Origin of the sequence: Rhizobium sp. MHM7A (assembly GCF_005862215.1) — a bacterium.
GTDB classification, from domain to species: domain Bacteria; phylum Pseudomonadota; class Alphaproteobacteria; order Rhizobiales; family Rhizobiaceae; genus Rhizobium; species Rhizobium bangladeshense.
On the sequence record NZ_VCHT01000005.1, the window covers coordinates 42,045 to 63,714 of the forward strand.

The following is a 21,670-nucleotide window of genomic DNA, read 5'->3' on the forward strand; positions in this document are numbered from 1 at the left end:
CCGATAAACGCTTCAGGCCACGGAAATCCAGTTGGCCCAAAAATTGCTTTTTTATCTCATTTGGTCAAGCGGAACTACGCGGCAAGGTGAATATGCGAGGGATCAGAGGCTGAAATTGTCGCCGAGATAGAGCCGGCGCACTTCCGGATTGTTGACGATATCGTTCGCTCGGCCGTGGGTGAGCACCTCACCGGCATGGATGATATAGGCGCGGTCGATGAGACCGAGCGTCTCACGCACATTGTGGTCGGTTATGAGAACACCGATGCCGCGCGCCGTCAGATGGTGGACGAGGTTCTGGATATCGGCGACCGAAATCGGGTCGACACCGGCGAAGGGCTCGTCGAGCAGCATGAAGGTCGGGTCGGTTGCAAGCGCTCGCGCAATTTCGAGGCGGCGGCGTTCGCCGCCGGAAAGGGCGACGGCCGCGCTCTTGCGCAGCTTCTGGATATGAAACTCTTCCAGCAGCTCGTTCAGCTTCTGCTCGCGCTCGGCCTTGTCCTTGACATGCACCTCGAGGACGGCGCGGATATTTTCTTCCACCGTCAGCCCGCGAAAGATCGAGGCCTCCTGCGGCAGATAACCGACGCCGAGGCGCGAGCGGCGGTACATCGGCATGGTCGTGACATCGTTTCCATCGATCTCGATCGTGCCTTCATCCACCGGCACCAGACCGGTGATCATGTAGAAGCAGGTCGTCTTGCCGGCACCGTTCGGGCCGAGCAGGCCGACGGCTTCGCCGCGACGCACCACCAGGGAGACGCCGTTGACGACGCGGCGCGTCGCATAGGTCTTCGTCAGACCACGGGCGATCAACGTTCCCTGATAGCGGCTCTTGTCGGCGGCACCCATAGCTTGTGGCTCAGGCCTGCCGAACATGGTTGATAGCGATGATAATTTCACGTGGGAGGCCGGTTCAGTTCTGCTTCTGCGCGTTCGGCTGCGATTTCGGATCGAGCTGAATCTGGACACGCCCGCCGCAGCTTTCAAGCTGCGCCCGCCCGGTTTGCATATGAACGGTCAGCTTGCAGCCAGTGAAGACATTCGGCCCGTCCGACAGAATCACCTTGTTTCCCTGATCGGCTGTGAGGACGAATGTCTGCGAGGCCATGTCGAAACTGCCGTCGTCGGCAGTCGCCGTCTGCGTGCCCGAGACCAGATAGACCTTGTCGGTCACCAGGATCCTGTCGATATCGGCGCTTCCCGATGCCAGCGAGGCCGACTGCTCCGGCTTTGCTTCGGGTTGCGCCGCCGCGCCGGCGCCGGGCTTTGCCGCCTTGTCCTTGTAGTAGACCGTCATCTTGCCGGACTGCAGCGTGGTCGTGCCCTGGACGACCTTAACATTGCCGGTGAAAAGAGCCGTGTGCTCCTGGTCGTGGATCTCCAGCTTGTCGCTTTCGATCTGGATCGGCTGGTCGTTGGAAAGCTTCATTCCCGACATGGTCGTCGACTGCGCGCCCGCGCCCGAGGCAGTCAGAAAAAGGGCAAATGCGCCGGCAACGAATGCTATGCCAGTCTTGCAAGCTGAAATGCGACAATCTTTTGTCATGGGTGACCCGGCTGGTTAAGTGCCCTGTTTATGGATGGTGGATGGATCGACATTCATGCGAACATTCCCCTCGAATGTGATCACCCGCCCCTTATCGGTTATCTCCAGCCTCTTCGCAACAATGGAAGCATTGTCCTTTGTGATGGTCACGGGGTCGTCGCTGCGCATGTTGCCGCCCTTGATGTCGAGCCGGGCGGACTGGAACTGCGCGTTCAGGCCGCTGCTCAGCACCAAGGTGAAGGGAGCCGTCATATGCAGATTGTCGGTGGCGCGATTGTAATCGGCGGTCGAAGCGACGACGCGGGCAATCAGCCCGTCATTCATCGGCACGGCGGCCTTGATGGTCTCGAGGGTAATGAGATCGGGATTGCGGATGTCTTGCAGCGCCCTTTCGGCAAGCATGGAATAATTGACGCCGTCGGAGTTGCGACCGGCAATTGCCGGCTTTTCCATCACGACCTTACCGTTCTCGATCTTGGCGCCTTCGAACTTGACGTTTTCGGGCAGGTACAGGCTCACCAAAGCCACCGTCGCGAGGGCGCCGGCGACGATGAGGGCGGCCAATGGCAGCAAAATCTTCAGTCTCCGCACGCGGGCGGAATGGAACAACGCGTCGCCATAGGGGCTCCTGCCGGAGCCCGCATAAGCGGCATGTCCGTTGTTCTTCAGGGTATCGAGCATAGGTCTCGTTCCATGTACGGTGATTTGCCTCGGCTACGTAACAAAGCGGCCAGCAATCACAGTTCGTTTCGCATTATTACATTGGCTTGCCAATATGGAATTTTTTCTGCAACAAGCAACAAAACGGAAAAACATCAAAAAGTGGCTTTCGTACGCGCCGCTGCCATCAATTTTACCGGATCCATCGGCGTCACGCCGACGCCGGGCCAGCGCTGGAGGTTTCTATGGACAGTTCGATCATCGCGGATCGCCGGCGGCTGCGCCGCAAGCTCGGCTTCTGGCGCATCGTCGCGGCCGCCCTCATCGTGGCGCTCGGTGTTGCCTTTTACCGCTTCGCCCTCGGGGAAGCCGGCACGGCAAGCCCGCATATCGCCCATGTGACGATATCGGGGCTGATCGTCGATGACGACGAGCTTCTGGAGCGGCTGAAGAAGGTCGAGACCAGCGATCACGTGAAGGCTGCGGTGATTTCGATCTCCTCGCCCGGCGGCACGACCTATGGCGGCGAAAAAGTCTTCAAGGCGATCCGTGCGATATCAGCCAAGAAGCCCGTCGTCTCCGACGTGCGCACGCTGGCCGCCTCCGCCGGCTACATGGTCGCCACCGCCGGCGATACCATAATTGCCGGTGACAGCTCGATCACCGGCTCGATCGGCGTCATCTTCCAGTATCCGCAGATCCAGCCGCTGCTCGACAAGATCGGCGTATCTCTGCAGGAGATCAAATCCTCGCCGCTCAAGGCCGAGCCCTCGCCCTTCCACGAGGCAAGCGAGGAAGCCAAGGCAATGATCCGCAACATGGTGATCGACAGCTATAACTGGTTCGTCGACCTCGTCGCTGACCGGCGCAAGCTGCCCCGCGAGGAGGTGCTGAAGCTCGCCGACGGCACGATCTATACCGGCCGGCAGGCGCTCACGGCAAAGCTCGTCGATACGATCGGCGGCGAGGCAGAAATCCGCTCCTATCTCAAATCGCGCGGCGTCGACGCCGATCTGCCGATGGTGGATTGGGACAAGAAGGACAATACGCCCTTTCTGCTCGCCGGGGCTGTTTCGCGGTTGATTACGATCCTCGGTTATGACGATCTCGTCAAAGGCCAGGATATCAATGGAATCCTGCCCCCAAAGTTGCTTCTTGACGGGCTGCTTTCAGTTTGGCAGGTTGGCCGCGATTGATAAGAAATCAATAATTTAAGGGGGCGACTGTGATCAAGTCCGAATTGGTGCAGATTGTTGCGGCACGCAACCCGCATCTCTATCATCGCGACGTCGAAAATATCGTCAACGCGGTTCTCGACGAGATCACCGATGCACTGGCTGCGGGCAACCGCGTCGAATTACGCGGCTTCGGCGCGTTTTCGGTCAAGAACCGACCTTCCCGCTCCGGCCGCAACCCGCGTACCGGCGATACCGTCTTCGTCGAGGAGAAATGGGTGCCCTTTTTCAAAACCGGCAAGGAACTGCGCGAGCGGCTCAATCCCGGCCAAGCCGACGAAGAGGATTGAGCGGCGCAAGCTGCCTGCGGCGAAACCGCACTTGAACTTAAGGGCTGTTTTTCTATTCTGCTGGCGTGTCGAGCCGAGATGATCATCCATTTTGTCTCGATGCCTGGATTCAACTGCTACAGCGTCCTTTGCGCATGTTGCATGCGTGGCGCTGGCGCAGGAACGCGCCCGGTATAACAGGCGCAAGCGTGGAGACCTGAAATGGCCAAGAAGATCGTCAACCTTTTGATTCTGCTGCCGCTCGGCGTCATCCTCATCGTCTTCTGCGTCGCCAACCGACAGAGCGTCACGCTCGCCTTCAATCCGTTCCGGCCAGACGACCCGGTGCTCGCGGTCTCCGCGCCCTTCTTCGTCTTCCTGTTCATCGCGCTGATATCGGGCATGCTGATCGGCTCGGCCGCCACCTGGTTCAGCCAGGGAAAACACCGCAAGCGCGCCCGTACCGAGGCCAAGGAAGCCATTCGCTGGCAGGGCGAGGCCGACCGCCACAGGACCCGTGCAGAAGACATCGCCAGCCAGTTGCCGTCGCGGTAAGATTGCCTTTCACAGGCGCGTCAAACCGGGTGGAAGCTCAGCTCCTCATAATCACCTTCCGGCGAGGCGCCGTTGCCGGTCACCGCAAAACCGCGGGAAAGGTAGAAGGCCTTCGCGCGCCGGTTCTTCACCAGGCATTTCAGCCGGTACTTATGTTGCGGCCATTCCGGCAGCGCCTGCAGCAGGGCCGTGCCGGCGCCGAGACCCTGGAATTCCGGCCTTATATAGAGCATGTGGATGAAATCGTCCTCCGGCCAGAGTGACAGGAAGCCGGCAAGGCCGCCATCGGCATGGTCGCAGACGAAGATCGTCTCACCATTGGTATGAGCGGAAAAATCCTCGCGGTGGAATTTGCCGGGATCGACCCAGACGAATGTCTGGCGCCGCACGGAAAGATAGATATCCGCGAGCATTACCTGGTCTTCCGCCCGCGGCGGCCTGATGGTCCATGTCATGATGCCGGAATAACAAAGGTTCCTGCCCGCGCCAAGCCTAAAGCCGAAGCGCTCGGCGGCATTCAGCCGGTCGCAGCCTTCGCGACGACGGCGGCGTTGAAATCCGAAAAGAACCCCACGGCGAGCTTCTGCGAAGTCGAATCGAGCAGACGCGCGCCGAGCTGTGCGAGCTTGCCGCCCAGCTCGGCCCTGGCGCGGTAATGCAGGATGGTCTCGTCGCCCCTCTCCTCGAGCACGATATCGGCGCTGCCCCTGGCGAAGCCGGCAATGCCGCCCTTGCCCTCCGCCGACAGCGTATAGCTCTTCGGCGCATCGACATTGGACAGCGTCAGCAGCCCATGGAAAGTGGCGGACAGCAGACTGAACTTCACTTTGATCGTCGCCTCGAAAGCGTCTGGCGACAGCCGCTCGATGCGCTGGCAGCCCGGGATGCAGCCGCGCATGATTTCGGGATCGTTGAGCGCTGCCCAGACGAGGTCCCGCGGCGCGGCGATCAGTTCTTCGCCGGTGAAATCCATTCGATGGTCCTATCTCGATTCGGTCGATTTATCCCAAGGTGAAAGCCTTTTGCCAAGGCGTGAGAAAATGATATCCGGCCGGCTTGCGATCCGGTGCGTGGAATTGGAGGGTGCTACAAGTCCAACGTCCTCATCCTGGGCCGCGGTTCGCATCCGCCGCGCTTCCGTACCTTCGCCGCCGGCCACAGTTATGTAGTGACAATCGGTTGCGCGCGCAGGCCTCCGGAGTTTGAAATAAAGCCCGCGCCCTGCGCAGTTGATCCGGTACGGTTTTCTGGGCTACTGCATAATTCCAGGTCCTGCCGAGGACGCAGGCCTATCACGCCACCCCGAAAAGACGCGGAAGAGCACGTTGAAACAGAGAGAGAGCCGGCCGGGCCAGAAGAAGACATCAGGCCCCGCCGGTGAGGGCCGGAGGGACGCTCGGGCCGGCCGGCCGCCGAAGCCGGTCGCGCCTGCCGCTGCTCGCGGGTCGGCGCGCGAGGCTTTAGCCCCTGTCGCAGCCGGGCGTTTGTTGATGACCCGCACCGGCGAGCGGCCGGTGGAACGCGTGCCTGTCATTCTCGAATCACTCGGCGCCGGCGATTTCCACCTGATCGACAGCGGCGACGGCCAAAAGCTGGAGCAATACGGCCCCTATCGCATCATTCGCCCGGAAGCGCAGGCGCTGTGGCGGCCTTCGCTGGCGCCCCAAATCTGGGAGAAGGTCGATGCCGTCTTCACCGGCGATCCCGATGAGGAAGGCACCGGCCGCTGGCGCTTCCCGAAGGCCGCACTCGGGGAGACCTGGCCGCTCAATCTGCTCGGCGTCGATTTCCTCGGCCGCTTCACCTCGTTCCGACATGTCGGCGTCTTCCCCGAGCAGATCGTCCACTGGAGCTGGATGAAAGAGGCGGTCGAAAAGGCGGGCAGGCCGCTGAAGGTACTCAATCTCTTCGGTTATACCGGCGTCGCTTCGCTGGTCGCCGCCGCAGCCGGCGCCGAGGTCACCCATGTCGACGCGTCGAAGAAGGCGATCGGATGGGCGCGTGAGAACCAGGCGCTCGGGCACATGGAGAAGCTGCCGATCCGCTGGATCTGCGAGGATGCGATGAAATTCATCCTGCGCGAGGAGCGCCGCCGCAGCCATTACGACATCATCCTCACCGATCCGCCGAAATTCGGCCGCGGCCCGAATGGCGAAGTATGGCATCTGTTCGAGCATCTGCCGCTGATGCTCGATGTCTGCCGCGAAATTCTCTCCCCGAAGGCGGCCGGCCTGGTGCTCACGGCCTATTCGATCCGCGCCAGCTTCTATTCTATCCACGAGCTGATGCGCGAAACGATGCGCGGCGCCGGCGGCGCGGTCGAATCCGGCGAGCTGGTCATTCGCGAGGCAGGCCTCGACGGCAAGACGCCGGGCCGCGCGCTTTCCACCTCCCTCTTTTCCCGCTGGGTGCCGAAATGACCAAGGATTTCCACGATCAGGGACCGCGCAGGGTCGGCCAGGTGAAGGAAGTCACCTCGCTCGCCAATCCGATCATCAAGGATATCAAGGCGCTGACGAACAAGAAGTCGCGGGAGGAAAGCGGAACTTTCCTCGCCGAAGGGCTGAAGCTTGTCATCGATGCGATCGAGCTCGGCTGGACGATCCGAACGCTGGTCTATGCCAAGGCCGCCAAGGGCAAGCCGCTGGTCGAGCAGATGGCGGCCAAGACCGTCGCATCGGGCGGTCTGGTGCTCGAAGTCAGCGAAAAAGTGATCGCTTCGATCACCCGGCGCGACAACCCGCAAATGGTCATCGGCATCTTCGAGCAACGCTGGACGCCGCTTAGGGGCGTCCGGCCGCAGGAGGGCGAGACGTGGGTGGCGCTCGACCGGGTGCGCGACCCTGGCAATCTCGGCACCATCATCCGCACGGCCGATGCCGCCGGCGCGTCCGGCATCATTCTGATCGGCGAGACGACCGATCCCTTCTCGCTTGAAACCGTGCGGGCGACCATGGGCTCGGTGTTCGCCGTTCCCGTGGCGCGGGCGACGCCGGAGGAATTCCTGGCCTGGCGGAAGTCGGCCGGCGTTTCCGTCGTCGCCACCCATCTGGCCGGCGCGGTCGACTACCGTACGATCGACTATCGGAGGAAGCCCACAGTGCTCCTGATGGGCAACGAACAATCCGGGCTGCCGGACCAGCTCGCCGGAGACGCCGATGCGCTTGCCCGCATTCCGCAGCAGGGCCGCGCCGATTCGCTGAACCTCGCCGTCGCCACCGCTGTCATGCTTTTCGAGGCGCGCCGCCATCTCCTCTCACTTACCGAGGGCAAATGACCGAACCGACGCATGCACGCCCCGCGCTGTTTTCTCGCCCGGCGCCGATCCTCTTCTTCATCTTCTTCGCCGTTCTCATCGACCAGGCCGTCAAGATCGCGGTCGACCACTATCTGCCGCTGCAGGAAGCCGTTCCCGTCGTTCCGATGCTGGCGCTCTACCGTACCTATAATCTCGGCGTCGCCTTTTCGATGCTATCTGGCATGGACGGCTGGTTCATCGTCGGGATGCGGCTCGTCATCGTCGCCTTCGTCATCTGGCTGTGGTACCGCACGGCAAAAGACCGCTGGCTCGCCCATCTCGGCTATGCGCTGATCATTGCCGGCGCGATCGGCAATCTTGTCGACCGCTTCGCCTACGGGCATGTGATCGACTACATCCTGTTCTACACCGAAAACTGGTCCTTCGCGGTGTTCAATCTCGCCGACAGTTTCATTACCATTGGCGCCGGCTGCGTCATTCTCGAGGAGCTGCTGCTGCCGAAAAAGGCCGGCCGCTAAAATCTTATCGAATTCCTGAAGGCATTCGGAACGGGCCTCATGTTAGGCAGACAGCATGCAGAGCCTGGGACAGTTGCAGGAAAGATTGTCCGCCGCCTTCGGCGGACCCGTCGCCAAGCCGCTTGAGGAGCGGATGGGGCAGCCCTCCCCGCGACCGCGTACAGCGGCACCTGTGGAAACCGATGAGCGTCAAGGAGCGGCCCCGACACGGCGCCTCCTGTTCTACTGGCTGGGCGGCGCCGGCCTCCTTGCCGCGACGATCCTCATGCTGCTTGCTCATGCCGGCGACCCGCTGCTGCTCTCAGGCGGCCTTGTCGTTCTCGGCCTCGCGGTCATCGCCAGCTACGCCGTCCTGATGGTTCGCCGGCGGAGATCAAACAGGTCCGGCCGCCAGACCCGGCCGGAGTGGAACGACGGCGCAAAGCTGTTTGCCGACGTGCACGACGTGCTCGGCGACATCACCGTCAGCCGCAGCATGGACCGGCGCATCATCTCCGCCAATGACACGTTTCGCCGCCTGACCGGACGGCTGCGTCCGGAAGGACGCACCTGCGAGGAGATCGGCCTCGCCTTCCGGCCCGGCCCCGTCCCGCATTGTTACGATGTCGAGATTTCGACACCGGAAGGTCAGCGCATCTTCCTCTGGCGTGACGTCGTGACCCGCGATCCCGCCAATGGCCGCCTGCTGCTGCAGAGCGTTGCCCGCGACGTCACCGAAGAGCGGCTGATCGCGCAGAGCCGCGAGGAGGCTCGCCAGAAGGCCGAATATAACAGCGCCGCCAAATCCAGGCTGCTAGCCACCGTCAGCCACGAAGTGCGCACGCCGCTATCGGGCATCCTCGGCATGACGCACCTGATTGCCGAGACGCGGCTGACGCAGGAGCAGCAGAATTATCTCGCGAGCATCCGCCAATCCGGCCACGCGCTGACGCAGCTCGTCGAGGACCTGCTCGATTTTTCCACCATCGAAGTCGGACGCTTCGAGCTGCATCCGCGCTCGGAATCGCTGCGGAAGCTCCTGGAAAGTGTCGTCGAAATGCTCGCCCACCGGGCGCATGAAAAGGGTATCGAGATCGGCGCCACGGTGTCGTCCGACGTGCCGGAGAATATGAGCTTCGATGCGGCGCGGCTGCGCCAGGTTCTGTTCAACGTCATCGGCAATGCAGTGAAGTTCACCCAGGCCGGCGGCGTCTTCATCCGCGTCCTGCTCGACGCAGGCGACCTTTTGATCACCGTGGCCGATAGCGGTCCCGGCATGACGGCGGAGGAGCAGGCGCGCGTTTTCGGCGAGTTCGAGCAGGGCGGCACCATTGCCGACAAGAGCAGCGGCACCGGGCTCGGCCTTGCCATCTCCGCCCGCATCATGCGCGAATTCGGCGGCGCATTGACGGTTGCCAGCGAAAAGGGACTGGGCAGCACATTTTCGATCCGCTTCCCCGTCGACATCGGCAGCGAGCGGCCCGACCGGCGAAACACGCTGCTTGCCGGCAACAGCGTCGTGCTCTTGGCGCCGGCAGGTGCGGCGCGCACCGCCATCGCCGAGACGATCACCGCGCTCGGCGGCATCTGCCAGCTCGTTGCGGACGGCGAGACGGCACGAGCAAGGCTGCTCGGCATGGCGACCGGCGGCCGGCGGCCGACCGATATCATCGTCGACCATCGCATGTCGGCGGAGTTTTCGGCTCATCTCGCCGACCGCGCCGAAATCGCCGCCCTCGGGCTGCGCAAGGTTCTGCTCGTCAATCCGGAAGAGCGCAGCGCCCACCCGCTCGACCTGTTCGATGCCTGGCTCATCCGGCCTCTACGGGAACAGTCGTTGATCGATGTGCTGCGCGGGCGCATGCGCGGCATGGAGAAGCGCGACGCGTTGAACGACAATCAGCCGGGCTTGGGCCCGCCCATGGCCGAGACGCTGGTTGCTGCACACGGCCTGCGCATTCTGCTCGGAGAGGACGATCCGATCAATGCGATGCTGGTGCGCGTCATGCTCGAAAAGGGCGGACACAAGGTGCATCACGTCGAAGATTTCGAGACGCTGCTCGATTGCGCCCTCGGCGAGGTAAATGAGCGGCCTGACATCATCATCAGCGATCTGTCGATGCCCGGCGGCAACGGCATCGACATGCTGGGGCGGCTGCGCGGCCACGAAAGGCGTCTTGATCTTGACCCGGTGCCGGTGATCGTACTCACCGCCGACAAGAGCGACGAATCGCGCCGCCAGGTCTTGCTCAACGGCGCCAACCGCGTCATGGTGAAACCGGTGGACCCGGTGCGGCTGCTGACGGAAGTTCAGGCGGTCGCAGCGCTTTCCGCCCGCCGGGCAGAGGCGCGGTAAGGCGCCGCCGAACCGACAGGCTTGTTGCGCCGGCAAATGCAATATGTCACTTTCCTGTCGTACAGAAGTGTTTTATGGCGTCGATAAGCCGGCAACGGGAGAATCGCCATGTCCTCCATTGACATTCTGAATCGTGACGTCACCGCAGAGACTGCACGGCCGTCGACGGCTGCCGGGCAGAAGGACGGCGACATCCTCGGCCGGATCGGCAATCTGGAAACCCGCCTTGCCCGCACGACACGCGAGATCGATGCGGCGCAGGCCGTGCGCTACCGCGTCTTCGTCGAAGAAATGAAGGCGCAACTGCCGCCGGAGGCCATGCGCCGCGAACGCGATTTCGATGCCTATGATGCGTTCTGCGACCATCTTCTCGTTCTCGACCGCTCGCTCGAGGGCGATCCGGAAGACCAGATCGTCGGCACCTATCGACTGCTGCGCCAGGATGTGGCCACCGCCAATGGGGGTTTTTACTCGGCTTCCGAATTCGAGATCGAAAGCCTGCTCGCCAGGCATCCCGACAAGCGTTTCATGGAGCTCGGACGTTCCTGCGTGCTGCCGGAATACCGCACCAAACGCACCGTCGAGCTTCTGTGGCAGGGCAACTGGGCTTATGCGCTGAAGCACGGCATGAGCGCGATGTTCGGCTGCGCCTCGTTCCCCGGCGTCTATCTCGAAAGCCACGCGCTGGCGCTGTCCTTCCTCTACCACAATGTGCTGGCGAAGGACGAATGGGCGGTCGGCGCGCTGCCGCATCTCGCCCGCAACATGGATCTGATGCCGGCCGAGGCCGTCAACCCGAAGCGGGCGCTGATGGCCCTGCCTCCGCTGATCAAGGGCTATCTTCGACTTGGTGCGATGGTCGGCTCCAGCGCGGTCATCGACCATGCCTTTAACACGACCGATGTGCTGATCGTGCTGCCGATTTCCAGCATTTCCGACCGCTACCTGAACTACTACGGCGCCGACGCCGGCCGCTTTGCAAGCTGATCGCTTCGTCGCACTACCGTCTGGTAAAGGGCAACGGCTACCCCTCACCCTAACACTTGCCCGGGTAGAGCCACGGGTCTCGTACTGTCCTTCGGCCCCCCCAAACAGGACGAGGGGACCGCCACACCAGACATGGATGGGGACGGAAAGGCCGCGGCATATCACCTCGCCCCGTTCGCCGTGAGAAGGTGGCGGCAGCCGGATCAGGGGCTGACCTCGCCGATCTGCCGGGCACAGAACACTGTCCCCTATGCGGGCGTGATAGCCCTCTACGAACCGCCATAGGCGGCGATCGCCGCCATGTTGACGATGTCGGAATCCTTGGCGCCCATCGAGGTGATCTGCACCGGCTTGTCCAAGCCGACGAGGATCGGGCCGATCACGGTGGAGCCGCCGAGTTCCTGCAGCATCTTGGTCGAGATCGATGCCGAGTGGAAGGCCGGCATGACGAGCACGTTGGCGGGGCCGGAGAGCCGGCAGAAGGGATATTGCTCCATTACCTTGCGGTTCAGGGCGACGTCGGCGGCCATCTCGCCGTCATATTCAAAATCGACGCGCCGCCGATCGAGGATCTTGACCGCTTCGCGCACCCGCTCGGAGCGTTCGCCCGAGGGATGGCCGAAGGTGGAATAGGCAAGCATGGCGACGCGCGGCTGATATCCCATGCGCCGCGCGAGGCCCGCGGCCTCTTCGGCGATATCGGCAAGCTCTTCGGCGGTCGGCATGTCGTGCACAGCCGTATCGGCGACGAAAACCGTGCGGCCGCGGCAGAGCGCCAGCGACACACCGATGACGCGATGGCCGGGCTTCGCGTCGATGCAGCGGCGCACATCCTCGAGCGCCGTCGAATAGTTGCGGGTGATCCCCGTCACCATGCCGTCGGCGTCCCCGAGCGCCACCATCGTCGCGGCGAAGTGGTTGCGATCGTTGTGGATCAGCCGCTGGGCGTCGCGGTGGAGGTAACCGTGACGCTGCAGCCTGGCATAGAGATAGTCGATATAAGCCTCGACGCGGGTCGAGATGCGGGCATTGACGATCTCGAATCCGGGCCGGTTGAGATCGATCCCGGCGCGCTCCGCCGTCGCCTGGATCAGATCCTCGCGGCCGAGCAGGATGGCGGTGCCGAGCTGCTGGTTGGCATAGGACATGGCAGCGCGCAGCACCTGTTCCTCCTCCGCCTCGGCAAAGACGATCCGCTTCGGGCGGCGACGGACACGCTCGTAGAGGCTGGCAAGCGTCGAGGCGATCGGATCGCGGCGCGCCGAAAGCTCGCGGGCATAACCGGCCATGTCGGTGATGACCTTGCGGGCGACGCCGCTTTCGATCGCAGCTTGCGCGACGGCGACCGGAATTGCCGAGATCAGACGCGGATCGAAGGGAACAGGGATGATATATTGCGGCCCGAAACGCGGCCGGTTGCCCTGATAGGCGGCGACCACGTCATCCGGCACGTCCTCACGGGCAAGGTTTGCCAGCGCCTTGACGGCGGCGATCTTCATTGCGTCGTTGATGGTGGAGGCGCGCACATCGAGGGCGCCGCGGAAGATATAGGGAAAGCCGAGGACGTTGTTGACCTGGTTGGGGTAGTCCGAGCGGCCCGTCGCCATGATGGCGTCGTCCCGGATGCGGGCGACCTCCTCCGGCGTGATCTCGGGATCGGGATTGGCCATGGCGAAGATGATCGGCCGGTCGGCCATCGAGCGGATCATCTTGGCTGAGAGGGCGCCTTTCTGCGACAGGCCGAAGATGACATCGGCACCGTTCATCGCCTCCTCCAGCGTGCGCGCATCGGTCTTTGCCGCGTGCGCCGATTTCCACTGGTTCATGCCCTCGGTGCGGCCTTGGTAGATGACGCCCTTTGTGTCGCAGAGGATGATATTTTCGGGCGCAAAGCCCATCGCCTTGATCAATTCGACGCAGGCGATCGCCGCGGCGCCCGCGCCGTTGCAGACGAGCTTCGTCGTCTTAAGGTCACGGCCGGTCAGTTCCAGCGCATTGATCAGGCCGGCGGCGGCGATGATCGCCGTGCCATGCTGGTCGTCATGAAAAACGGGAATGTCCATCAGCTCGCGCAGCCGGCTTTCGATGACGAAACAATCCGGCGCCTTGATATCCTCGAGATTGATGCCGCCGAAGGAGGGGCCGAGGAAGCGCACGCAGTTGATGAATTCGTCGACATTTTCCGTCTCGATCTCGAGGTCGATGGAATCGACGTCGGCGAAGCGCTTGAAGAGCACCGATTTGCCCTCCATGACGGGCTTGGAGGCGAGTGCGCCAAGATTGCCGAGGCCAAGGATCGCCGTGCCGTTTGATATGACGGCGACCATATTGCCGCGCGCCGTATAGTCATAGGCGGTCTGCGGATCGGCGGCGATCGCCTTGACCGGGACGGCGACGCCAGGGGAATAGGCGAGCGAGAGGTCGCGCTGCGTCGCCATCGGCTTCGTCGGATTGATCTCCAGCTTGCCGGGGCGGCCCATGGCGTGAAAGTCGAGCGCCTCCTGATCGGTCACCGAGGTCACCGGCCGGTCCTTCTTGTTGATATCGGGCATAAATCCTCCAACGTCCTGTGGGCGACGCTTCGCTCTTCCTCAAATGCAGTTGTCATCTATAGCGGCGCACGGATAGGGTTGGCACCTGTTTTTTTGGGAAAAACTGCACCTCCGTGAACGCACGAATAGACACCGGGAATGAAGCCTTTTCGGCTGCCGAGCTCGCCACGGCGGAAAGCCGCGCCTCGGCGACGCCGATGATGGAGCAATATATCGAGATCAAGGCGAACAATCCGGATTCGCTGCTCTTCTATCGCATGGGCGACTTCTACGAGCTGTTCTTCGAGGATGCGCTGGAAGCCGCACGCGCGCTCGGCATCACGCTGACGAAGCGCGGCCAGCACATGGGCCAGGATATCCCGATGTGCGGCGTGCCCGTGCATGCGGCCGACGACTATCTGCAGAAGCTGATCGCGCTCGGCTTCCGCGTGGCCGTCTGCGAACAGATCGAGGATCCGGCCGAGGCCAAGAAACGCGGCGCCAAATCCGTGGTCAAGCGTGACGTCATCCGCCTCGTCACGCCAGGCACCATCACCGAGGAAAAGCTGCTCTCGCCTTCGGAATCGAACTATCTGATGGCGCTTGCCCGCATCCGCGGCGGAGCCGAACCGGCGCTCGCGCTTGCCTGGATCGATATTTCCACCGGCGTTTTCCGGCTTGCCGAAACGGAAAGCTCGCGGCTGCTTGCCGACATCCTGCGCATCGATCCGCGCGAGCTCATCCTGCCCGACACGATCTTCCACGATGCCGAGCTCAAACCCGTCTTCGATGTGCTTGGCCGCACCGCCGTGCCACAGCCGGCGGTTCTCTTCGACAGCGCCAGCGCCGAAGGCCGGATCGCCCGTTATTTCGGCGTCTCGACCCTCGACGGCTTCGGCAGCTTCTCGCGCGCCGAACTCGCGGCGGCCGCAGCCGCCGTCGCCTATGTCGAGAAGACACAGATCGCCGAGCGGCCGCCGCTTGGAAAGCCGGAGCGGGAAAGCGCGGCTTCAACGCTCTTCATCGACCCGGCCACCCGCGCCAATCTGGAGCTTGCTCGCACGCTGTCGGGCGATCGCAACGGATCGCTCCTGAAGGCGATCGACCGCACCGTCACCGGCGGCGGGGCGCGGCTTCTCGCCGAGCGGCTGATGTCGCCGCTGACCGAACCCGGCCGCATCAATGCGCGGCTCGATTCGATCGGCTTTCTGATCGAAGAGCCCTCGCTCTGCGGCAAGCTGCGCGACACGCTGAAACATGTGCCCGACATGCCGCGCGCGCTGTCCCGCCTGGCGCTCGATCGCGGCGGACCGCGCGATCTTGCTGCCATCCGCCAGGGCCTCCAAGCCGCGGCAGGCCTTGCGCAGCTGCTCGATAGCGCGCTGCTGCCTGAAGAGCTCGGCGAGGCGCTGTCTGGTCTGAAAGCGCTTCCCGCGCCGCTGGAAGAACTGCTTGCCGAGACGCTCGCCGATGAATTGCCGCTGCTGAAACGGGATGGCGGCTTCCTGCGCGACGGCGCGAGCGCCGAACTCGACGAAGTCCGGGCGCTGCGAGACCAGTCGCGCCGCGTCATCGCCGGACTGCAATTGCAATATGCCGAGGAAACCGGCATCCGATCGCTGAAGATCAAGCACAACAATATCCTCGGCTATTTCATCGAGGTGACCGCCGGCAATGCCGGGCCGATGACGGAGACGGCGGAGGCGAAGGCCCGCTTCATCCATCGCCAGACCATGGCGAGCGCCATGCGCTTCACCACGACCGAACTTGCCGATCTCGAAAGCCGCATCGCCAATGCCGCCGATCGGGCGCTTACGATCGAACTCGAGGCCTTCAACAGGATGACGGCGGCAGTCGTGGCGGAAGCCGAGGCGATCAAGGCCGGCGCCAGGGCGCTCGCGGTGATCGACGTCGCCGCAGGCCTGGCGCTGCTCGCCGAAGAGCAGGCCTATTGCCGACCGCAGGTCGACGGCTCGAAGATGTTTGCGATCGAAGGCGGGCGCCACCCGGTCGTCGAACAGGCGCTGCGCCGCCAGGCTGGCGGCCCCTTCGTCGCCAACAATTGCGATCTCTCGCCTAAAACCGGCGATCGCGATGGGGCGATCTGGCTGCTGACCGGTCCGAACATGGGCGGTAAATCGACTTTCCTGCGTCAGAACGCACTGATAGCGATCCTGGCGCAGATGGGTTCCTTCGTGCCGGCAACAACGGCCCATATCGGCATTGTCGACCGGCTTTTCTCCCGCGTCGGCGCCTCCGACGATCTGGCGCGCGGACGCTCGACCTTCATGGTCGAGATGGTGGAAACGGCGGCGATCCTCAATCAAGCGAGCGACCGTTCCCTCGTTATCCTCGACGAGATCGGCCGCGGCACCGCGACCTTCGACGGCCTTTCGATCGCCTGGGCCGCCGTCGAGCACCTGCACGAGGCCAATCGCTGCCGCGGCCTCTTCGCTACACATTTCCACGAGCTGACCGTGCTGTCGGAAAAGCTTGGCCGGCTATCGAACGCCACGATGCGGGTCAAGGAATGGGACGGCGACGTCATCTTCCTGCATGAGGTCGGGCCGGGCGCCGCCGACCGCTCATACGGCATCCAGGTCGCACGTCTTGCGGGGCTTCCAGCGTCGGTCGTGTCGCGGGCCCGCGACGTGCTCACCCGCCTCGAAGATGCCGACCGCAAGAACCCGGCGAGCCAGCTGATCGACGATCTGCCGCTCTTCCAGGTGGCGGTGCGCCGCGAGGACACGGCCCGCAGCCCATCGAAGGTCGAGGAGGCGCTGAAGGCGATGAGCCTCGACGACATGACGCCGCGCGAGGCGCTCGATGCGCTTTACGATCTCAAGAAAAAGCTGAAATAGGAGCGCAGCCGATGTTCATGGAGAAGCTGGTTCGCGAAACCGAGCGCCTGTCGCTCATCTGCTCCATGCTCGAAACGATGCGGCGCGCCGATGGAGACCGCAACGCGCGCGGCTGGACATCGCCAATCGGCCTGCTGAAAATCACTCACTCCTGCGCTATGATCGCTGAACTCGGAACGTCGATCGCCAAGGCGGGCTACCGCGAATGCGACAGGGCGACGCTCGAGGAGATCCAGCGCGAGACCCGGCAGGTGCTGTATTCGCTGCGTGCGCAGGTCGCAGTGTGAGGCTTTTCGGAAACGCCGCAGCTTGTGGCAAAGCTTCAGCATGACAACACCATTTCGCCAAATTTAAAGGTTCTTGCAGTATGAAGGCCCGTGTCAGTCGCCGGGCAAAGAGGTTATAGCGCATGCAGACGAAACGTGAGGCGAGCCCCAATCAGGCAGCCCGGCATGAACAGGAAACCACCCCTGTGAGCGCGACGCGCGACCTCGATTTCTCGGAGATCCTCGACGCCGAGCTGCTGCAGAAGCAGTGCGACGCCGTTGCCGAGGCAAATCGAAACCGGCCCGACATCATGCGCGCCGATCTTCTTGCCGCCCTGAAAAAGGCGAGCACGGAAGGACGGCAGAAGGCGCGCGCGGCTCTTGCAGCCGACGGAAGCGGTCTCAATTGCGCTTACCGGATTTCCTGGCTGCAGGACCAGATCATCACCGTCCTCTATAATTTCGCCACCACCCATATCTTTCCGCTACAGAAGGACAAGTTCGCGGTGACCGCCGTCGGCGGCTACGGCCGCGACACGCTGGCGCCGGGCTCCGATATCGACCTGCTCTTCCTCTTCCTGCCGAGGCCGGCGGAGGAGACGCACAAGGCGGTCGAATTCATGCTCTACGTGCTCTGGGACATGGGCTTCAAGGTCGGCCATGCCACCCGCACGGTGGAGGAATGCATCGCGCTCGCCAAGTCCGACATGACGATCCGCACCGCCATTCTTGAGATGCGCTATATCTGCGGCCTGCAGCGGCTGGAAACCGAGCTCGAGGCCCGTTTCGACAAGGAAATCGTCACCGGCACCGGCCCCGAATTCATCGCCGCCAAGCTTGCCGAGCGCGACGAGCGCCACCGCAAGGCGGGCGACACACGTTACCTCGTCGAGCCCAACGTCAAGGAAGGCAAGGGCGGGCTTCGCGACCTGCACACGCTGTTCTGGATCTCGAAATATTACTACCACGTGCGCGACCAGGCGGAGCTGGTCAAGCTCGGCGTCTTGTCGAAGCACGAATATCGCCTGCTGCAGAAAGCCGACGATTTTCTCTGGGCGGTGCGCTGCCATATGCACTTCCTGACAGGCAAGGCTGAGGAGCGTCTATCCTTCGACATCCAGCGCGAGATCGCCGAGGCCTTCGGCTATCATACCCGCCCTGGCCTTTCGGCGGTCGAGCGTTTCATGAAGCACTATTTCCTCGTGGCCAAGGATGTCGGCGATCTCACGCGCATCCTGTGCGCCGCGCTCGAAGACCAGCAGGCGAAGTCGATCCCGGGCCTCACCGGCGTCATCAGCCGCTTTACCCATCGCACCCGCAAAATCGCCGGCAGCGTCGAATTCGTCGAAGACCGCGGCCGCATCGCGCTCGCCGACGCCGATGTCTTCAAGCGCGATCCGGTCAGCATCCTCAGGCTCTTTCACGTCGCCGACATCAACGGGCTGGAATTCCATCCGGATGCGCTGAAACGCGTCACACGTTCACTCGCGCTAATCGACAACAGCCTACGGGAAAACGACGAGGCGAACCGCCTCTTCATGTCGATCCTGACGTCGAAGCGCGACCCGGCGCTAATTCTGCGCCGGATGAACGAGGCCGGTGTGCTCGGCCGCTTCATTCCTGATTTCGGCAAGATCGTCGCGATGATGCAGTTCAACATGTATCACCACTATACGGTCGACGAGCATCTGATCCGCACCGTCGAGGTTCTCTCGGAGATCGACAAGTCGCGGTCGGAGGATCTGCATCCGCTCGCCAATAAGCTGATCTCGGGAATCGAGGACCGCGAGGCGCTCTATCTCGCGGTTCTCCTCCATGACATCGCAAAGGGTCGCCAGGAGGATCATTCGATTGCCGGCGCCCGCGTCGCCCGCAAGCTCTGCGCCCGCTTCGGCCTGTCGCAGAAGCAGACGGAACTCGTCGTCTGGCTGATCGAGGAACATCTGACCATGTCGATGGTGGCGCAGACCCGCGACCTCACCGATCGCAAGACGATCATCGACTTTGCCGACCGCGTGCAGTCGCTCGACCGGCTTAAAATGCTTCTGATCCTGACGATCTGCGATATTCGGGCAGTCGGCCCCGGCGTCTGGAACGGCTGGAAAGGCCAGCTTCTGCGCACGCTCTACTACGAAACCGAGCTGCTGCTGGCCGGCGGCTTTTCGGAGGTCTCCCGCAAGGAGCGGGCCAATGCCGCCGCCGAGGCGCTGCGCGGCGCCCTCGCCGACTGGAGCCAGAAGGATCGCAACACCTATACCAAGCTGCATTACCAGCCCTATCTGCTCTCCGTACCGTTGGAAGACCAGCTCCGCCACGCCCAGTTCATCCGGCAGGCCGACAAGGCGGGCCAGGCGCTCGCCACCATGGTGCGCACCGACAGTTTCCACGCCATCACTGAAATCACCGTGCTGTCGCCCGACCACCCGCGCCTGCTCGCCGTCATAGCCGGCGCCTGTGCTGCGGCCGGCGCCAACATCGTCGACGCCCAGATCTTCACGACCTCGGACGGACGGGCGCTCGATACGATCCATGTCAGCCGCGAATTTGCCGATGATGCCGACGAGCTGCGCCGCGCCGGCACGATCGGACGAATGATCGAGGATGTTCTGTCCGGCCGCAAGCGGCTGCCCGAGGTCATTGCCACGCGCACGCGCAATCGCAAGAAAAGCAAAGCCTTCGACATTCCGCCCTCGGTCAACATCACCAACAGCCTGTCGAACAAGTTTACGGTCATCGAGGTCGAATGCCTCGACCGGCCGGGCCTCCTGTCGGAGATCACCGCCGTGCTCTCCGATCTGTCGCTCGACATCCAGTCGGCCCGCATCACCACCTTCGGCGAGAAGGTGATCGACACCTTCTACGTCACCGATCTCGTGGGCCAGAAGATATCGGGCGACAGCAAGCGTGCCAATATCACCGCTCGCATGAAGGCCGTGATGGCGGAGGAGCAGGACGAGCTGCGCGAGCGCATGCCCTCCGGCATCATCGCGCCCGCCGCCACCGCCCGGACATCGCCGGCAGCCGAAAAGAAAGCCGATTCCCCCGCATGAGCCAGCAAGCATGAGCCTCGTTAAAAAATTCGCGACCGTCGGCGGCGCCACGCTCGGCAGCCGCATCTTCGGTTTTGCCCGTGAAACGCTGATGGCGGCTGCCCTCGGCACCGGGCCGATGGCCGACGTCTTCTACGCCGCCTTCCGCTTTCCGAACCTCTTCCGTCGGCTATTTGCCGAAGGGGCCTTCAACGCCGCCTTCGTGCCGCTCTTCGCCAAGGAGATCGAGGCGAACGGCACGGACGGAGCCAAGCGCTTTTCGGAAGAGGTTTTCGGCGTGCTGTTTTCGGTGCTGCTCCTCATCACCATCGTGATGGAGCTCTCCATGCCGCTGTTGGTGCGCTTCATCATCGCACCGGGATTCGCCGACGATCCCGAGAAATTCTCGATCACGATCCGCATGGCGGCCGTGATGTTCCCCTATCTGATGTGCATGTCGCTGACGGCGATGATGAGCGGCATGCTGAATTCGCTGCATCATTTCTTCGCCGCCGCCATCGCGCCCGTCTTCCTCAACGTGGTGATGATCGGGGCGTTGTTTTATTCGCTCTACACCGGCGCCGATCCGCTGGCTACGGCCTGGTATCTCTCCTGGGGCGTTCTTGCCGCCGGGTTCCTGCAGCTCGCCGTCGTCTATGTTGGCGTGCTGGCAGCCGGCATGAGCATAGGCTTCCGCTTCCCGAAAATGACTGCGAATGTCAAGCGGCTGCTGATCCTGGCCGTGCCCGCCGCCGTGACGGGCGGCATCACACAGATCAATCAGCTGATCGGCCAGGCGATCGCCTCCTCCCGCGACGGCGCGATCGCAGCCCTGCAATATGCCGACCGCATCTATCAGCTGCCGCTCGGCGTCGTCGGCGTCGCCGTCGGGGTGGTGCTTCTGCCGGAGCTTGCCCGGTCGCTGAAGGGCGGGGCGCTGCGCGAGGCCGCCAATCTGCAGAACCGCTCGATCGAATTCGTGCTGTTCCTGACCATCCCCGCCGCCTTCGCGCTCTGGATCCTCTCCGACGAGATCATCCGCGTGCTCTACGAGCGCGGCGCCTTCCATCAGGAAAACACCGCCGTCGTCGGCTCGATCCTGGCGATCTACGGCATCGGTCTGCCGGCCTTCGTGCTGATCAAGGCGCTGCAGCCGGGCTTTTATGCTCGCGAGGATACCAAGACACCGATGCGCTTCTCGGCGATCGCGGTCGCCACCAACTGCGCCACGGCGCTCACCCTCTTTCCCTATATGGGCGCGCCCGGCATCGCCGTTGCCGAAGCCACAGCCGGCTGGATCAGCACTCTGCTGTTATTCACCACGCTGTTGCGCCGCGGCCATCTCACATGGGAATGGACGCTGGCAAAACGCGCCGCGCTGCTGATCGTCGCTTCGGCCGTCATGGGCGCGGCGATCATCTTCCTCAAGCAATATTGGGCGCCCTGGCTCGCTTCTGACGCCTCGCTTCTGACCAAGATCGGTACGCTCGGCCTGCTGATAACAATCGCCATGCTCATCTATTTCGCCGCCGCCTTCCTGATCGGCGGAGCGGATCTGGGCATGATCCGGCGCAATCTCAACCGCAAGCCGACGCCGGCAAAGGATGCGTGAGCCC

General features: G+C 63.1%; 18 protein-coding genes. 12 read left to right on the forward strand and 6 right to left on the reverse strand.

From position 1 onward, the window contains the following. Window positions 1–102: 102 nt before the first annotated feature. Genes lptB through lptC form a run of 3 tightly spaced genes read right to left on the reverse strand, consistent with a single transcriptional unit; the run spans window position 103 to window position 2,230 of the window. Entirely contained in the window at window positions 103–879 is a 777-nt protein-coding gene (gene lptB, locus FFR93_RS18405) for an LPS export ABC transporter ATP-binding protein (protein ID WP_064707781.1), read from the reverse strand. Between the two features lie 37 nt (window positions 880–916). After that, the gene (locus FFR93_RS18410) at window positions 917–1,549 is read right to left on the reverse strand and encodes an LptA/OstA family protein (protein WP_138394279.1); all 633 of its coding nucleotides are present in this window, start codon (window positions 1,547–1,549) and stop codon (window positions 917–919) included. Between the two features lie 15 nt (window positions 1,550–1,564). Continuing rightward, on the reverse strand, window positions 1,565–2,230 hold the full coding sequence (gene lptC, locus FFR93_RS18415; RefSeq protein WP_064707779.1) for an LPS export ABC transporter periplasmic protein LptC: 666 nt from the start codon (window positions 2,228–2,230) through the stop codon (window positions 1,565–1,567). A gap of 224 nt (window positions 2,231–2,454) precedes the next feature. On the opposite strand from lptC, the gene sppA reads away from it, so the two are divergent. The 3 genes from sppA to FFR93_RS18430 all read left to right on the forward strand — a co-directional run bounded on the left by sppA (window position 2,455) and on the right by FFR93_RS18430 (window position 4,268). Continuing rightward, window positions 2,455–3,405, forward strand: a complete 951-nt coding sequence (gene sppA / locus FFR93_RS18420) for a signal peptide peptidase SppA (RefSeq protein WP_064707778.1) — start codon at window positions 2,455–2,457, stop codon at window positions 3,403–3,405. Window positions 3,406–3,434: 29 nt separating this feature from the next. Then, window positions 3,435–3,734: an integration host factor subunit beta gene (locus tag FFR93_RS18425; RefSeq protein ID WP_003544934.1), complete on the forward strand. Its 300-nt coding sequence runs from the start codon at window positions 3,435–3,437 to the stop codon at window positions 3,732–3,734. Window positions 3,735–3,935: 201 nt separating this feature from the next. Continuing rightward, window positions 3,936–4,268: a LapA family protein gene (locus FFR93_RS18430; protein WP_064707777.1), complete on the forward strand. Its 333-nt coding sequence runs from the start codon at window positions 3,936–3,938 to the stop codon at window positions 4,266–4,268. Window positions 4,269–4,288: 20 nt separating this feature from the next. Here FFR93_RS18430 and FFR93_RS18435 read toward each other — a convergent pair whose 3' ends face one another. Both FFR93_RS18435 and FFR93_RS18440 read right to left on the reverse strand, forming a co-directional pair. Next, complete coding sequence (locus tag FFR93_RS18435) at window positions 4,289–4,723, reverse strand: GNAT family N-acetyltransferase (protein ID WP_138394280.1); 435 nt, start codon at window positions 4,721–4,723, stop codon at window positions 4,289–4,291. Window positions 4,724–4,785: 62 nt separating this feature from the next. Then, a complete protein-coding gene (locus FFR93_RS18440) occupies window positions 4,786–5,241 on the reverse strand; it encodes a carbon monoxide dehydrogenase subunit G (protein WP_064711754.1) in 456 nt (151 codons plus the stop codon). 352 nt (window positions 5,242–5,593) lie between these two features. On the opposite strand from FFR93_RS18440, the gene FFR93_RS18445 reads away from it, so the two are divergent. From FFR93_RS18445 to FFR93_RS18465, 5 genes are all read left to right on the forward strand, one after another. After that, complete coding sequence (locus tag FFR93_RS18445; protein ID WP_138394281.1) at window positions 5,594–6,688, forward strand: class I SAM-dependent methyltransferase; 1,095 nt, start codon at window positions 5,594–5,596, stop codon at window positions 6,686–6,688. Beyond that, the gene (locus FFR93_RS18450; protein ID WP_138394282.1) at window positions 6,685–7,545 is read left to right on the forward strand and encodes an RNA methyltransferase; all 861 of its coding nucleotides are present in this window, start codon (window positions 6,685–6,687) and stop codon (window positions 7,543–7,545) included. The genes FFR93_RS18445 and FFR93_RS18450 overlap by 4 nt, the downstream gene beginning before the upstream one ends. After that, on the forward strand, window positions 7,542–8,045 hold the full coding sequence (gene lspA / locus FFR93_RS18455; RefSeq protein ID WP_138394283.1) for a signal peptidase II: 504 nt from the start codon (window positions 7,542–7,544) through the stop codon (window positions 8,043–8,045). The genes FFR93_RS18450 and lspA overlap by 4 nt, the downstream gene beginning before the upstream one ends. Before the next feature lie 55 nt (window positions 8,046–8,100). After that, entirely contained in the window at window positions 8,101–10,380 is a 2,280-nt protein-coding gene (locus tag FFR93_RS18460) for an ATP-binding protein (RefSeq protein WP_138394284.1), read from the forward strand. A gap of 108 nt (window positions 10,381–10,488) precedes the next feature. Continuing rightward, window positions 10,489–11,367 carry a GNAT family N-acetyltransferase gene (locus FFR93_RS18465; RefSeq protein ID WP_138394285.1) on the forward strand — a complete coding sequence of 293 codons (879 nt, stop codon included), beginning with the start codon at window positions 10,489–10,491 and terminating at the stop codon, window positions 11,365–11,367. A gap of 269 nt (window positions 11,368–11,636) precedes the next feature. On the opposite strand, the gene FFR93_RS18470 is transcribed toward FFR93_RS18465, so the two are convergent. Next, window positions 11,637–13,919: an NADP-dependent malic enzyme gene (locus tag FFR93_RS18470; RefSeq protein ID WP_138394286.1), complete on the reverse strand. Its 2,283-nt coding sequence runs from the start codon at window positions 13,917–13,919 to the stop codon at window positions 11,637–11,639. A gap of 113 nt (window positions 13,920–14,032) precedes the next feature. On the opposite strand from FFR93_RS18470, the gene mutS reads away from it, so the two are divergent. From mutS to murJ, 4 genes are all read left to right on the forward strand, one after another. Beyond that, the gene (gene mutS / locus FFR93_RS18475) at window positions 14,033–16,759 is read left to right on the forward strand and encodes a DNA mismatch repair protein MutS (RefSeq protein WP_138394287.1); all 2,727 of its coding nucleotides are present in this window, start codon (window positions 14,033–14,035) and stop codon (window positions 16,757–16,759) included. An 11-nt stretch (window positions 16,760–16,770) separates the two neighbouring features. After that, on the forward strand, window positions 16,771–17,046 hold the full coding sequence (locus tag FFR93_RS18480; protein ID WP_064707767.1) for a hypothetical protein: 276 nt from the start codon (window positions 16,771–16,773) through the stop codon (window positions 17,044–17,046). 122 nt (window positions 17,047–17,168) lie between these two features. Beyond that, window positions 17,169–20,075 (forward strand): [protein-PII] uridylyltransferase, encoded by a 2,907-nt coding sequence (locus FFR93_RS18485; RefSeq protein ID WP_064707766.1) that lies wholly within the window; start codon window positions 17,169–17,171, stop codon window positions 20,073–20,075. Between the two features lie 10 nt (window positions 20,076–20,085). Then, on the forward strand, window positions 20,086–21,666 hold the full coding sequence (gene murJ / locus FFR93_RS18490; protein ID WP_138394288.1) for a murein biosynthesis integral membrane protein MurJ: 1,581 nt from the start codon (window positions 20,086–20,088) through the stop codon (window positions 21,664–21,666). Window positions 21,667–21,670: the final 4 nt, after the last annotated feature.

What these genes read in the sequence shown, in the direction of transcription:
- FFR93_RS18440 (WP_064711754.1), bottom strand. Translation starts at nt 5,241, where the DNA reads ATGGATTTCACCGGCGAAGAACTGATCGCCGCGCCGCGGGACCTCGTC.
- FFR93_RS18485 (WP_064707766.1), top strand. Translation starts at nt 17,169, where the DNA reads ATGCAGACGAAACGTGAGGCGAGCCCCAATCAGGCAGCCCGGCATGAA.
- FFR93_RS18450 (WP_138394282.1), top strand. Translation starts at nt 6,685, where the DNA reads ATGACCAAGGATTTCCACGATCAGGGACCGCGCAGGGTCGGCCAGGTG.
- sppA (WP_064707778.1), top strand. Translation starts at nt 2,455, where the DNA reads ATGGACAGTTCGATCATCGCGGATCGCCGGCGGCTGCGCCGCAAGCTC.
- FFR93_RS18470 (WP_138394286.1), bottom strand. Translation starts at nt 13,919, where the DNA reads ATGCCCGATATCAACAAGAAGGACCGGCCGGTGACCTCGGTGACCGAT.
- lptB (WP_064707781.1), bottom strand. Translation starts at nt 879, where the DNA reads ATGTTCGGCAGGCCTGAGCCACAAGCTATGGGTGCCGCCGACAAGAGC.
- FFR93_RS18430 (WP_064707777.1), top strand. Translation starts at nt 3,936, where the DNA reads ATGGCCAAGAAGATCGTCAACCTTTTGATTCTGCTGCCGCTCGGCGTC.
- FFR93_RS18435 (WP_138394280.1), bottom strand. Translation starts at nt 4,723, where the DNA reads ATGACATGGACCATCAGGCCGCCGCGGGCGGAAGACCAGGTAATGCTC.
- lptC (WP_064707779.1), bottom strand. Translation starts at nt 2,230, where the DNA reads ATGCTCGATACCCTGAAGAACAACGGACATGCCGCTTATGCGGGCTCC.
- FFR93_RS18410 (WP_138394279.1), bottom strand. Translation starts at nt 1,549, where the DNA reads ATGACAAAAGATTGTCGCATTTCAGCTTGCAAGACTGGCATAGCATTC.
- lspA (WP_138394283.1), top strand. Translation starts at nt 7,542, where the DNA reads ATGACCGAACCGACGCATGCACGCCCCGCGCTGTTTTCTCGCCCGGCG.
- FFR93_RS18480 (WP_064707767.1), top strand. Translation starts at nt 16,771, where the DNA reads ATGTTCATGGAGAAGCTGGTTCGCGAAACCGAGCGCCTGTCGCTCATC.
- FFR93_RS18460 (WP_138394284.1), top strand. Translation starts at nt 8,101, where the DNA reads ATGCAGAGCCTGGGACAGTTGCAGGAAAGATTGTCCGCCGCCTTCGGC.
- FFR93_RS18465 (WP_138394285.1), top strand. Translation starts at nt 10,489, where the DNA reads ATGTCCTCCATTGACATTCTGAATCGTGACGTCACCGCAGAGACTGCA.
- murJ (WP_138394288.1), top strand. Translation starts at nt 20,086, where the DNA reads ATGAGCCTCGTTAAAAAATTCGCGACCGTCGGCGGCGCCACGCTCGGC.